Genomic DNA, 13,167 nt, shown 5'->3' with positions numbered 1-13,167 from the left:
CTTAAAAATCACCTACTTGTAGTACATATCCACCACCACGGCAGCATCGAACGCTCCTGGAATCGGTAGGGTGCGCCACTTGAGGTCGGCCCGGAATTCATCGTGGCTCTGGCCCAGGCCCATCAGTTCCTGCAGCGTGAACCAGTTATTGAAGGGCAGTTGCTGCTGGCTCTCGGCGCGAGATAGCGAGATGCCGACTGAGCTGTTGTTGTCCGGCACCAGCAGGCCATTGTTCACACTGCCGCCGCCCGGCGTGGTGGCGAAGCGTGCGCTGACGGTATAGGGCGTGTCGCAACCCTTGCGCAGGTTCAGGCTGAAGTTTGCGCTGCTGGCGACTTCACCGATCGAGGCTTTGCGCGAAGGTGTGGGGAAGTTGACCACGCTGGGGCTGATGGTCAGTTCGGGAGTGCAAGGCACGAAGCGGATATCGTTCATGCCAGTGACCACATAATTGAAGTTGCTGTTGGGGCGTGAGTTGAGCCCGCGCACGCCGTCCAGTTGGAACACGCGGTAAGAGGTCAGCGTGCTGGCCTGGCCGCTCGGTGGCGTGGGGTCGTACTTCTCGATGAACACGCTGAAATTGAGTGTGAAGCGCGCCTTGTCCCAGCCCACGCAGTTGGACAAATTGCAGCCTCGGTCGGAGAAGAAACCGGTACCGACCTTGCCGGTACTTTGGGTAATCGGTTGGTTGTTGTAGCGAATGCCCACGCGAATCCCGGTGCCGATACTCACGCTGGCGGGGTTGACGTAGAAATACACTTCCTCACGGCCGTGGAGGTAGTCGTCCTTGCAGATGACATTGGTCGAGCGCGGGCCTGATTCCCAAATGATAGTGCCGTTAGGTGCGTCGGCGGCGACCGCCAGCGCCGTACCCAGCGCTTCCTGGGTGATGATCGAGTTGGTGCCGTCCTCGCGGCAGGCCAGTGCGTGGCTGGTGGCGGGCAAGACCGCGCAGGCCAACACCAGAAGCGGTAAACAGCGTTTGGTCAGTGACATCGGTTCAAATACCCCGTGATTTATCAGTTGAGCGCCGTGCTGTGACGGGCTTGCAAACCGATATCGGTGATTTCGGTGAAGTGGAGAGTGGTGCCCTTGGGTACAGCGTCGAGCGCGGTCAGGGTTTTGCGTTCATGAGGCTTGAGCAGCAGGTAATCGCTGAGTGTCTGGCTGTCGGTTCGCAGGTTGACCAGCGATAGGTGGAAGGCGCTGGGGTTGTTGGCCGTCACCGTGCGCCCGTCGCTGCTCCATACCAACTGCTGCACCGCCTCGGCCGAGCCGCCCAGGAGTGCGGGAGGGCGATAGAACAGCTTGAGCCGCTGGCGGATCGCGAATTGCACGCTGTTGGGGTCTTCGACCTTGAGCGGGATTTCCATGATATTGAGCCAGAACAGCGATTCACGATCGCTGGGCAAGCCCTCACCGGCATACAGTATGCGCAGCTTGTGATGCTCCCCGGCGCCCAGTTGTACCAATGGCTCGGTGGCGGCAAAGGGCACGGTACGGTCGGCTGATTCGTCCTCGCCGGTGATCCAGGTTTGCACCACCACTTCCCGCGAGGCCTGGTTGACCACACTGATACCGGCGGCCTTGTCCTGGCCGAAATAGATCAGGCGGGTGCCTTCGATCTTCAGCGCCGCATTGGCAGGCGGGGGTGCAAGCACCAGCAGCCCGCAGGCCAGTAGCACCACTCTGAGTAGAAACATGAACACGGCAATTCCATGGTCGGGTGAGGGAACGCAGACCATGGTAGGTAGCGAGTGGCACGAAGGCTTTGAGGCGATTCTTAAAAGTACGGTGTGCCCCTGATTGCCGTTTCAGAATCGCCTTAAAGTCAGGGTTCACCCCTGACGGTTACTTTGCTCAGCGTTGAATGATCGACGCGGATGCCCAACTGTCAGGTTTACCCTATGTCCAATAAAGCGTTACGCCTTCTGATTGCCGATGCAGAGCTTTTGCAACGGATCAAGATCGAGAAAATGCTCAACCAGCTGGGCTATCACCGCATCGCCCCGTTGAGTTCGTTCGACGAGTTGCAGGCACTGACACGCTCGGGCGTTGTGGCGTTTGACCTGCTGATCATCAATACTGCGCTGGTGCACTCACGGCAGGTCAACCTGCTCAAGTACTGCCATGACAACCCGTTGATCCGCCACACGCTGATCTATGACGGGCAATGTGCGCAGCGCTCTGTAGTGTCGGTCTCGGTTAGCCAGACCCTGCACCTGTCATTGTCACAGTCGCCCGACTTCACCTCCCTACGACGCTGCATGGAAATTGTCGATCCGGCACACAGTTCTCCGATCGCTGAGTGGCCCATGCTGCACGCCGTGGACGGCCGAGCGTCCCAGCCTTCGATTAGCCCGCGGGCGGTCTATCAAGGCGACCCGACGGTGGTGGCATGTGCCGTGGGGTTGTTTCCCAAGCGCTGATCGTATCGTGCAGCATCAGTCACGCCAGACGGGCAGATCATCATGGTCCAGTGCCCAGTGAGGTTGCCGTGGCCGCAGGCACACACCACCGACCCAGCGCTCATGGCTGGCGTGGTCCAGCCAGCAGGCATTGCCGTCCAGTACCTGCTGCGCCAGTGGCGTCAGCGCCAATACGCGGCGCGGCCACTCCATGTTCGTTTCGGTCTCGATCAGCAGCGGCGCCGTCCCATCAATCAATGGGCGCAGCAGCGCGTGAAACATCATATCGCCCAGGAAAGGCAGTGGCTCGCGCTTGGCCATCAACTCGGCAAACACCCGACCGAAAGGCACAGGCCCGACCTCAGTAATATATTTCAAGGACAAACGTTCAGTCAGTGACAACCCGTCCTCGAGACCCGGCAACTCCTGTAACTGACGCCGTAACGCCGGCGCCAGAAAGGGCAGGGCAGGGTGATTGCCATGGGCCAGTTCCGCGAGCTTGAGCGGTGAGCTGTCACAGTAAGCCGACCAGGCCCGTTTGGCCAACTGCACTGCGTCGTCGTCGATCAAGCGCCGCTGCGGCCAGAGCCAGGCCAGCACATCGGGGGCCAATTGGCCTATGCCGATAAATCTCTCGACGCCGGGAATTCGGTCTGCCTCAATCAGCTCCAGCTTGCGCGGCGCCTGCTCAAGGCCAGCCAGGGCGCGGACCAGGAACAATTGATCGTAGGCGTCCGCCTCGCACCACAGCACACTGTGATCGGCGTTGTTCAAGGCTTGTAGTTGGTTGTATTCATCGTTGATGCGATGCGCAACTTCAGTGGAGTCAAGGGCAAAGGCCTGACTGATAAAGGTACTGCGCATCGCTCGGAACGCTTCGCTGGGTAGTTCACGCACTGGCCCCATGCACAACGGGTCAGTGAGCATCCGGAACTGTCCCTTGAACCCGGCCAGTTGCAGGCTGTGGGCAATATCATTACCACACCGCCAATGAGTGGTGCGGGATTCATCGCTGGCATCGAAACCAGGGTGGCGGGCGGCAAAGTCGAGGGCGTCGACGTGGGCCTTGAGCTTGGGCCAACTGGCGAAGCCCAGCTGTTTGGCTACCTGCCATTGAGCCTGGGACAAGGTTGCGCTGGGGTCTAAGCTTTTCAGCTGCGACAACAGTTCCTTGGCGCGCTTGCGCTGCTGCTCAAGGTTGAGGCGGCCATGGGTAGTGGAGGCTAAAGGGCGTTGCGACATACGAGCTCCTTGCACAAACCTTTTCCGCTTCAAGGTTGGGAGTCGTAGAAATGAGCTGGAGCTGGGATGTCTTGGGCGCAGCCCTTTCCGCGGAAGGTGGCGTAGAGAGCGCCAGACGGGAAATATAGGCAGCATTGCCGTTCGGTGCAACCCTGAAAATGTGGGCATTGCCCCAGTGCCACTCAGTCAAGCGCAGTCCCTGTGTGGCAGCGGGCTTGCTCGCGAAAGCGGTAGGTCAGTCGCTGCATCTGTTACTGCACCACCGCTTTCGCAGGCAAGCCAGCTCCCACATTGGATCTTCGTTGCTTTGAGCATTGCGTTCGCTTAATTCATCGGCATTGGAGCGGGTGCTGTTTTACTTGTCCTGGCGCGCAGCCAGGGTTTTTTGATGCTCGGCCAGGAAGGGTTGCTCCGCTGGATCAAAACGATCAATCCCGGCAGTGAAGCGGTGCCAGTAGGGGTACAACGGCTGACGGCGAGTGACGGCTTCGATGCGCGCCGACTGCTCTTCGGTGAGTTTCAGCTCGGTGGCCGCCAGGTTATCGCGCAGGTGTGCTTCCGTACGGGCGCCGATAATCAGCGAGGTGATCCCCGGGCGATCCTTGAGCCAGGCCAGGCAGGTGCGGGCGACCGAGACGCCGTGTTCATCACCGACGGCGGCGAGGGTCTCGATAATGTCCAGCGCACGCTCCTGGTCGTGGACGTAGGGTTCCGGCCAACCGCTGCCCTGGCGGGTATTGGCGGGCGGCTTGTGCCCGCGTCGGGTCGTGCCGGTCAGCAAGCCTTCGCCCATCGGGCCCCATACCAAAGTGCCGACCTTCTGGTCCAGGGCCAACGGCAGCAACTCGTACTCGGCCTCGCGGGATTCCGGGGTGTAGTAGATCTGCTGGGTAATCGGCTTGAGCATGCCGTGCAGTTCAGCCTTGCCCAGGGTTTTCATCATCTGCCAGGCGGTGAAGTTGCTGGTGCCGAAGTAGCGGATTTTGCCCGAGCCGACCAACAGGCGCAGGGCTTCCAGGGTCTCTTCGATTGGCGTCATGCCGTCCCAGTTGTGCAGTTGGTACAAGTCGATGTGGTCGGTGCCCAAGCGCTTGAGGCTGGCTTCGCAGGCGCGGATCAAGTGGTAGCGCGACGAGCCGGAGTTGTTGGGGTTGTCGTCTACCGGGCTGCGGCCCTTGGTGGCCAGCAGAATGTCGTTGCGCTTGTCGCCCAGCGCCTTGCCCACCACTTCTTCGGCCAGGCCGTGGGAATAGAGGTCGGCGGTGTCGACCATGTTCACCCCGGCGTCGAACGCCATATCGAACATGCGCTTGGCCAGGGGCACGTCCACCGCACCGCATTTTTCAAACTCTGCGCGACCGCCAAAGGGCACGGTGCCCAGGATGATTTCCGATACCAGCAGGCCGGAATGACCCAGTTGTCGGTACTGCATGTTGCCTCCTACTTAACGTTGCACGTGAAGGTGTGAACGACGGGGGCGGCGATAGTTTGAATTTTTTCATGAAAACCTCGCGCCAAGCTTGGCTATGACGTCAATGAAGATTGTTTCGCTGGATGAAATGCTGGATTGTGAATCCTGGTCATTCCGCCAGACATGGCAGTGGTAGAACATCCCTGGCGTCGATACCCACTCATTTGGAGCCTGTCATGACCCAGCCTGCGATCAAACTCTATGGTTTCCCCCTGTCCGGCCATTCCCACCGGGTCGAACTGATGTTGTCCCTGCTGGGGCTGGCGAGTGAATTTATCCTGGTGGACCTCAAGCAAGGTGCGCATAAAACGCCTGAGTTCCTCACCACCCTGAACAGCTTTGGCCAGGTGCCGGTGATTGATGACGGCGGCACGGTACTGGCCGACTCCAATGCGATCCTGATTTATCTGGCCAGCACCTATGGCCGCGGCGAATGGCTGCCGAGCGACCCTGTCGGGCAAGCCCGGGTGCAGCGTTGGCTCTCGGCCGCCGCCGGCCCACTCCATGCCGGGCCTGCCACGGCGCGCTTGGCCACGGTGTTTGGCGCCGAGGTGGACACTGTCAGTGCAATCAACCGTGCCCATGCCTTGCTGAGCGTGATGGAACAGCAACTGAACCAGAGCCGTTTCCTCGCCAGTGAGCAGCCCAGCATTGCCGATATCGCTTTCTACACCTACGTGGCCCATGCGCCGGAAGGCAATGTGTCCCTGGCCGACTACCCTGAGGTACGCGCCTGGCTCGCCAGCATCGAAGCACTGCCGGGTTTTGTCGGCATGCCGCGCACGGCTGTCGGTTTGCAATCGAGTTGAAGCCCAACACCTGTGGCGAGGGAGCTTGCTCCCGCTGGGCTGCGCAGCAGCCCCAACAAGGCTGCCGTATTTATTCAGCCAAACCGCGCTGGCAGCTTTCAGGGCCGCTGCGCGCCCCAGCGGGAGCAAGCTCCCTCGCCACAGGGGGACACATAATCAGAAGGCGTAGAGATGGATCGATTTCATGAAATGCAGGTGTTCCTGGCCGTGGCCGAGGAGGAGGGCTTCGCTGCTGCCGCCCGGCGCCTGAACACGTCGCCGCCCAGCGTGACCCGCGCCATTGCCGCCATGGAACAACGCATCGGCACGCAGTTGCTGGCGCGCACCACCCGCAGCCTGCACTTGACCGAAGCCGGCCAGCGTTACCTGGACGATTGCCGACGCATCCTTGCCGAGCTGGACGAAGCCGAGGAAGCGGCGGCGGGCAGCTACTCCATCCCGGGCGGCCAGTTGACGGTGACCGCACCGGTACTGTTTGGCGAGCTGTATGTGGCGCCGGTACTGGGGGATTATCTGGACCGTTTTCCGTTGGTGAGTATCAACGCCTTGCTGGTCGATAGGGTGGTCAATATGACCGACGAAGGTGTGGACGTGGCGGTGCGTATCGGCCACCTGCAGCAATCCGGGCAGCAAGCGATCAAGGTCGGCGAAGTACGCCGGGTGGTGTGCGCATCGCCGGCTTATCTTGACCAACACGGGCGCCCCCAGCGGCCCGAGCAGTTGCGTGAGGCCAAGCTCGTCACCTCATCGTCCAGCCAACTGGTCAGTGAGTGGACATTCGTTGACGCTGGCCAGCCGCTGAAGGTACCGATCGCGCCACGCCTGGTTGTCACCGCCAACAATGCCGCGATCAACCTGGCCCGCCTGGGGTGGGGCATGACGCGGGTGCTGTCTTATCAAGTCGCGGCAGCGGTGGCGGCGGGGGAACTGGAACTGGTACTGGAGGATTTCGAACCGGCGCCGCTGCCGATCCACGTGGTGTTCCAGCAAAACGGCCGAGTACCGGCCAAGGTCAATACGTTTGTGGATTTCCTCAGCCATCGCCTCGGGCAGGACCCGGCCCTGAACGCCGCGACCAAGCAGCGTGCCTGATGGAGCGTTATCGCGATATGCAGCTGTTTGCCGCGCTGGCCGGGCAACCCAGCCTGGCGTCGGCGGCACGTCATGCGCAGGTTTCCGGGCCGACGCTGGTACGTGCAGTTGCGCGCCTGGAGGCACGCCTGCGCGTGGTGTTGCTGCATCGCAGCACCCGTGGGGTCAGCCTGAGCGACGCAGGCCAGGCTTACCTTGCCGACTGCGTGCGCCTGCTGGCAGCGGTGGACGCGGCCGAGGCCTCGGCCAACGGTTTGCATGTGCAGGCCCAGGGCGACCTGCGGATATTTCTGCCGTTACTGTTCAGCCGCTATGTCATGGCGCCGCTGTTGGCCGGTTATGCGGATCGCTACCCAGCGGTGCGTGTCATCGCGCATTACCACGACTATTTCCCTAACCTGCACGTAGAAGGGCTGGACGTGGCGGTGCTGGTCGGCGAATTACCCAACTCGTCACTCATTGCGCGGCAAGTCGGGCAGGTGCGCACTGTTGTATGTGCCAGCCCCGCTTACTTGGCGACCCGGGGCGAACCCCGGCATCCGGCTGAACTCAAGCAGCATCATCTGATTGCCAGCGCCGACCCGGTGCACTGGGATTTCCCGCATTACACCCTCAAGGCTCGCGCCCGGCTGCGTTGCGCCACTGTCCAAGGCGCGATCAATGCAGCGGTGCAGGGGGCGGGCGTGATTCGAGCCTTGAGTTATCCACTGCACGAACACCTGGCGAGCGGCCAGTTGCAGCGCCTGTTGCCTACCTTCGAGTTGCCGCCGCAGCCGGTGCATGTGGTCTACCGCGAAGGCCGTCATGCATCGATGCGCGTGCGCAGCTTTGTCGACTACTGCGTCACCGCGTTGCGCGAGCATCCGGCGTTTCAGTTGGCGTAATAGTGGATTGCCCAGGGTGGGCATTCTCTCTGTCACGGCATGGGCGCAGCATCTTCAGTATCTAACCGGAGGTGAGCGCCATGTACTCGATTGAACCATCCCCTTGGCATGTCGGCGAACGACACATGCAGGAAAGTGCCGGCGTTTCTGAACGCATGGCCATGATCGGGCCCAAGGTCATTCGTGATCATTTGCCTGAGCAGCACCGCGATTTTTATCCGCTGCTGCCGTACTTGATCGCGGGTGTGGTGGACGAACAAGGCATCCCCTGGGCAACGATGCTGGAAGGCGCTCCAGGGTTTGCGCATTCACCGGACCCACACACGCTGCAGATCGACAGCCTGCCCGCCAAAAGCGATCCCGCCTGGGCTGGGATAGCGGATGGCGCGGCGATCGGCCTGCTGGGCATCGACCTCAACACCCGCCGCCGCAATCGCATGAATGGCCGGATCGGATCGCTTGAGGATGAGGGCTTTGCGGTGGACGTAGTGCACACCTTCGGCAATTGCCCCAAATACATCCAACTGCGGCCCGTCGCTGGCATTGCACGCAAACCCGGCAACCTGGCCGAGCGCAGCCGCCGCCTGGACGATGCGGCTCAAGCGCTGATCCGCCAAGCCGACACCTTCTTCGTCGCCAGCTACGTCGACCAGCACGGCGAACGCTCGGTGGACGTTTCCCATCGCGGCGGCAACACGGGGTTTGTGCGGGTGGAAGGCAACGTACTGACCATCCCGGATTTTGCCGGCAACCTGTTCTTCAACACCCTCGGCAACCTGCACGCCAACCCGGTGGCGGGGTTGTTGTTTGTTGATTTTGAGACCGGTGACGTGCTGCAAGTGGCCGGGCGTACTTCGTTGATCCTGAGCGGGCCGCAAGTGGCTGAGTTCGAAGGCGCGCAGCGCCTGTGGACGGTAACGGTGGAACATGTGGTCCGCCGCCCGGCAGCATTGGCGTTGCGGTGGCAATTCGCGGAGTTTTCGCCGCACAGCCTGGCGATGGGTACTTGGTAGCCTGGCGCACTCTCCCAGGCGCAGCCTATCCAGTGTGGGAGCTGTCGAGCCCCAGCGAGGCTGCGATGGCGGCGGCACGGTCAACATATTCATTGCCTGACCCACCGCTATCGCGGCCTCGCTAAAGCTCGACGGCTCCCACAGGGGAATGTCATTGTCCGCTGGGTTTGCGCGTTTTCATCAGGCCCCCGGGCATTCCCGGTTCAGCGCTTCCCCCATGAAATGTTGCTGGATGTTGAACCGTCAGCGTGGGTAGTGTCTCTAGGTTAGCCTTGTCTTCCTACTGACAAACAAGGATTGGTCATGCAACGAAAGGTCATTAATCCCACGACGGTATTCAACTCCCTGCAATACGGATTCAGCCAGGCCATGGAAGTGCCAGAGGGTCGGCGGATCATGCTGTCCGGGCAGGTGGGGGTCGATGCTCAAGAGCGTACGGTGGGCCCAGGCATTGCGGAGCAGACGGCCACGGCGTTGGACAATGTCGAAAAGGTGCTGGCCGCGGTGGGCGGTGATCTGTCTCATGTGATCATGCTGCGGCTGTATATCGTCGAATCTGCCCGGGATCAGCAGGAGCCGATTGCCGAGGCGCTGCGCCAGCGCTTCGCGCACAACCCGCCGCCGTCTTCGTGGATTATCGTCAGTGGGTTGTCGTTGCCTGAGTGGTTGATCGAGGTTGAGGCGGAGGCGGTGGTTCCGTTCAGTTAGAACTTTTGCAGGAGCGAGCTTGCTTGCGAAAAAACCATAGCCGCCGCATGTATTCAGGATGCACGCGTTATCGTTGACGTTTTTCGCGAGCAGGCTCGCTCCTACAGCCATTCAATACCGAATCATCACCGATTTAAGCTCGGTGTAATCCTCAATAAACGCACCACCAAACTCCCGCCCTAACCCCGACGACCGGCTGCCCCCAAACGGCACTGCCGGGTCGAGCAAGGTGTGCATGTTCACCCACAGAGTCCCCGCCTTGATGGCCGGGATCATGCGCAGGGCCTTGCCCAGGTCATTGGTCCACAGGCTGGCGCTCAAGCCGAAGGGGCCGTGGTTCATCATGGCGAGCAGTTCGTCTTCATCGTCGTAGGGCAGGAAGGTGGCGATGGGGCCGAAGGTTTCTTCGTTGAGCAGGGTGTCGTGCAGGTGGTTGGCAAGGATTACGGTGGGTTCGACGTAGCAGCCGGGGCGGTCGATGAGGTGGCCGCCGTGGATGATCGTGTTGTTTTCGGTGCGGGCCTGGTTGAAGTAGCCGAGCAGTTTCTGTTGGTGTTGCTGGTGGGTCACCGGGCCGAATTCGGTGTGTTCATCCAGGGGCGAGCCGATGGTCAGGCGGCTGAGACGCGCCTTGAGTTTTTCCAGCACGGCGTCGATTTGCGAGCGGTGCACGAAGAAACGTTCGGCCGCTGCGCAGATTTGCCCCGAGTGCAGGAAACCCGCTTCGATAATGCCATCCACCGCTTTGTCTACATCCATGTCGCGCAGGAAGCCGGCGGCGTTCTTGCCACCCAGTTCCAGGGTCGCGCGGGTCAGCCCGGCGCCCATGGCACTGCGGCCTACTGCAATACCGGTGGGTACTGAGCCGGTGAAGGACACCTTGTGCGTGCCGGGGTGTTCCACCAGCCCCTTGCCGACATGGCCGCCGCCGGTCAGCACGTTGAGCACCCCCGCCGGCAAGCCGGCGTCGATGGCCAGTTCGGCGATGCGCAACAGGGTCAGCGGCGTGAATTCGCTGGGCTTGATGATGATGCTGCAGCCGGTCACCAGCGCCGAGGCCAGCTTCCAGATGGCGATCATGGTCGAGAAATTCCACGGCACAATGCCTACCACCACGCCCACCGGTTCGCGCAAAGTGAAGGCGGTGTAACGCTCGCCATTGAACGAAGGCAGGGAGGGCGTGAGGGTCTGGCCGCTGAGCTTGGTGGCCCAGCCTGCGTAGTAGCGCAGGAAGTGCGCGGCCTGGTCGACCTCAAAGGCGCGGGAAATCTGGATGATCTTGCCTGACTGGCAGGTTTCGATCTGCGCGAGTTCTTCGCGGTGCTGTTCCAGCAGGTCGGCCAGTTTCAGCAGCACGTTGCCACGGATGGCGGGCGCAGCCTGGGACCACAGCTGAAAACCACGGTTGGCAGAAGCGACCGCAGCGTCGATATCCGCCAGGTCAGCATCGGCCACGTCGGCGATCACCTGGCCGGTGGCGGGGTTGGTCACGCTCAGGCGTGCGTCGGTGTGGCTGTGCACACTGGCGCCGTCGATAAACAGCCCATGGCGGCGACGCAAAAAGGCTTCCACTTGAGGCAGCAACGGGATATCGCTCATGGCAGGTTCCTGGCAGTTCACAAAGAAACCCCGAGGTTAACCAACGCACTGATAAGCGGCTTGACTGTGCCTGCCAGCTTTTATGTCTGTGCCTGCCGTGCTTGTGAAAAGTACAAGCTTGCCTGCCGAACGTGCATTTTCCCGCCTGCACGACCCGTTTGATACTGGCCCTGCATCCCGCGCCGTTCCACGATTCGGAGCGCCTGCCGGACTTCCAATAATAAGCAGGGCCGTCCATGAAAAAGCCAAACCCGCTCCTCGAAGACCTCAAGCCTCTTCTGCCTGCCATTGCCGCGAACGCCAGCCGTGCCGAACAGCTGCGCCAAGTGCCGGATGAGAATATCGCGCTGCTCAAAAGCATCGGCCTGCACCGCGCCTTCCAGCCCAAGGCATTCGGTGGCCTGGAACTGTCGCTGCCCGAATTCGCCGACTGCATCGCCTTGCTCGCCGGCAGTTGCGCCAGCACCGCCTGGGCCATGAGTTTGTTGTGTACCCATAGCCATCAACTGGCGCTGTTCTCGGCGCAGTTGCAGGAGGAGATCTGGGGCGCCAACCCGGATGCCACGGCCAGCAGCAGTATTGCGCCGTTCGGTCGGGTGACCGAGGGCGAGGGCGGCGTGTACTTCAGTGGTGAGATGGGCTGGAGCAGCGGTTGTGACCATGGCGAGTGGGCGATTGTCGGCTGCCGTCGCCAGAATACCGAAGGGACCCAGGATTACTGCTTTGCCGTGCTGCCGCGCAGTGACTATCAGATCCGCGATGACTGGTTCGCGGCCGGTATGAAAGGCAGCGGCACCAAGACCCTGATCATCGACAACGCCTGGGTGCCTGAGCACCGGATCCAGAAGGCCAAGGACATGATGGAGGGCAAGTCCGCAGGCTTTGGTCTCTACCCAGACAGCCAGATTTTCTACGCGCCGTACCGGCCGTATTTCGCCAGTGGTTTTTCCACCGTCAGCCTCGGCGTGGCCGAGCGCATGCTGGAGGTGTTCCGCGAAAAAACCAAAAACCGTGTGCGCGCCTATACCGGTGCCGCCGTCGGCGCAGCGACCCCGGCGCTGATGCGCCTGGCCGAGTCCACCCACCAGGTGGCCGCTGCTCGGGCGTTTTTGGAGAAGACCTGGCAAGACCACGCCGAACACAGCGCCGCCCACCGCTACCCAGCGCGAGAAACCCTGGCGTTCTGGCGCACCAACCAGGCCTACGCCACCAAGATGTGCATCGAAGCGGTAGACCGGCTGTTCGCCGCCGCCGGTGGCAATGCCTGGTTCGAACACAACGAAATGCAGCGCCTGTTCCGCGATGCCCACATGACCGGCGCGCATGCCTACACCGACTATGACGTGTGCGCGCAGATCCTTGGCCGTGAGCTGATGGGACTGGAACCCGACCCGAGCATGGTGTAGCTGCGTTTTCCCTACAACAATCAGGGCGGCCCAAAGAGGCCACCCGGGAGTCTTGCATGTCCGACGTATTCGACCCACGAGCCTTTCGTCGCGCCTTGGGCAATTTTGCCACTGGCGTGACCGTGGTCACCGCCGCCACCGCCTCCGGGCGCAAGGTGGGCGTGACGGCCAACAGTTTCAACTCGGTATCCCTCGACCCGCCGCTGGTGCTCTGGAGCATTGACAAGCGCTCCAACAGCCATGCCGTGTTCGAGGAGGCCAGCCACTTTGCCGTAAATGTCTTGGCGGCGGACCAGGTGCACCTGTCGAACAATTTTGCCCGCCCCCGTGAAGACCGCTTCGCCCTGATCGAGTACGAGCCGGGGGAGGGGGGCTCGCCGGTATTCGCCGATTGCTCGGCGCGTTTTCACTGCGAGAAATACCAGCAAGTGGACGGCGGCGACCATTGGATCATGATCGGCAAGGTGGTGGCCTTCGATGATTTTGGCCGTGCGCCGCTGCTCTATCATCAGGGCGCCTATGCCGAGGTCCGGGC

The 13,167-nt window shown here is 61.5% G+C and carries 12 protein-coding genes and 1 pseudogene; 8 read left to right on the top strand and 5 right to left on the bottom strand.

Going from position 1 to position 13,167, the window contains the following annotated elements; genetic code table 11:
- Positions 1-12 precede the first annotated feature (12 nt).
- Entirely contained in the window at positions 13-996 is a 984-nt protein-coding gene (locus tag BT204_RS07655; RefSeq protein ID WP_054898363.1) for a fimbrial protein, read from the bottom strand.
- Between the two features lie 23 nt (positions 997-1,019).
- Complete coding sequence (locus tag BT204_RS07650) at positions 1,020-1,703, bottom strand: fimbrial biogenesis chaperone (RefSeq protein ID WP_229999901.1); 684 nt, start codon at positions 1,701-1,703, stop codon at positions 1,020-1,022.
- Positions 1,704-1,907: 204 nt separating this feature from the next.
- On the opposite strand from BT204_RS07650, the gene BT204_RS07645 reads away from it, so the two are divergent.
- Positions 1,908-2,429 (top strand): ANTAR domain-containing protein, encoded by a 522-nt coding sequence (locus BT204_RS07645; protein WP_014719098.1) that lies wholly within the window; start codon positions 1,908-1,910, stop codon positions 2,427-2,429.
- Between the two features lie 15 nt (positions 2,430-2,444).
- Here BT204_RS07645 and BT204_RS07640 read toward each other — a convergent pair whose 3' ends face one another.
- Positions 2,445-3,650 carry a DUF1835 domain-containing protein gene (locus tag BT204_RS07640; protein ID WP_072446220.1) on the bottom strand — a complete coding sequence of 402 codons (1,206 nt, stop codon included), beginning with the start codon at positions 3,648-3,650 and terminating at the stop codon, positions 2,445-2,447.
- Between the two features lie 355 nt (positions 3,651-4,005).
- Positions 4,006-5,082, bottom strand: a complete 1,077-nt coding sequence (locus BT204_RS07635; RefSeq protein ID WP_072446218.1) for an aldo/keto reductase — start codon at positions 5,080-5,082, stop codon at positions 4,006-4,008.
- A gap of 215 nt (positions 5,083-5,297) precedes the next feature.
- Between BT204_RS07635 and BT204_RS07630 the strand changes: the two genes are divergently transcribed.
- The 5 genes from BT204_RS07630 to BT204_RS07610 all read left to right on the top strand — a co-directional run bounded on the left by BT204_RS07630 (position 5,298) and on the right by BT204_RS07610 (position 9,627).
- Entirely contained in the window at positions 5,298-5,930 is a 633-nt protein-coding gene (locus tag BT204_RS07630; RefSeq protein WP_034128205.1) for a glutathione S-transferase family protein, read from the top strand.
- Positions 5,931-6,101: 171 nt separating this feature from the next.
- Positions 6,102-7,022, top strand: a complete 921-nt coding sequence (locus BT204_RS07625; protein WP_072446215.1) for a LysR family transcriptional regulator — start codon at positions 6,102-6,104, stop codon at positions 7,020-7,022.
- Positions 7,022-7,906 carry a LysR family transcriptional regulator gene (locus BT204_RS07620; protein ID WP_072446213.1) on the top strand — a complete coding sequence of 295 codons (885 nt, stop codon included), beginning with the start codon at positions 7,022-7,024 and terminating at the stop codon, positions 7,904-7,906. The genes BT204_RS07625 and BT204_RS07620 overlap by 1 nt, the downstream gene beginning before the upstream one ends.
- A gap of 80 nt (positions 7,907-7,986) precedes the next feature.
- Entirely contained in the window at positions 7,987-8,919 is a 933-nt protein-coding gene (locus BT204_RS07615) for a pyridoxamine 5'-phosphate oxidase family protein (RefSeq protein WP_054917510.1), read from the top strand.
- A 303-nt stretch (positions 8,920-9,222) separates the two neighbouring features.
- Positions 9,223-9,627 carry a RidA family protein gene (locus BT204_RS07610; RefSeq protein ID WP_060763682.1) on the top strand — a complete coding sequence of 135 codons (405 nt, stop codon included), beginning with the start codon at positions 9,223-9,225 and terminating at the stop codon, positions 9,625-9,627.
- Between the two features lie 111 nt (positions 9,628-9,738).
- Here the strand turns inward: BT204_RS07610 and BT204_RS07605 are convergent, their stop codons facing one another.
- On the bottom strand, positions 9,739-11,226 hold the full coding sequence (locus tag BT204_RS07605; RefSeq protein WP_072446210.1) for an aldehyde dehydrogenase family protein: 1,488 nt from the start codon (positions 11,224-11,226) through the stop codon (positions 9,739-9,741).
- A gap of 236 nt (positions 11,227-11,462) precedes the next feature.
- Between BT204_RS07605 and BT204_RS07600 the strand changes: the two genes are divergently transcribed.
- Positions 11,463-12,632: a p-hydroxyphenylacetate 3-hydroxylase oxygenase component gene (locus BT204_RS07600; RefSeq protein WP_034128200.1), complete on the top strand. Its 1,170-nt coding sequence runs from the start codon at positions 11,463-11,465 to the stop codon at positions 12,630-12,632.
- A gap of 56 nt (positions 12,633-12,688) precedes the next feature.
- Positions 12,689-13,156 (top strand): annotated as a pseudogene (locus tag BT204_RS07595) (flavin reductase family protein); the annotation flags it as partial.
- Between the last annotated feature and the right edge of the window lie 11 nt (positions 13,157-13,167).

It is taken from the genome of Pseudomonas sp. NFPP02 (genome assembly GCF_900119355.1).
GTDB classification, from domain to species: Bacteria; Pseudomonadota; Gammaproteobacteria; order Pseudomonadales; family Pseudomonadaceae; genus Aquipseudomonas; species Aquipseudomonas paracarnis.
This window is presented reverse-complemented; position numbering and strand designations above follow the sequence as displayed.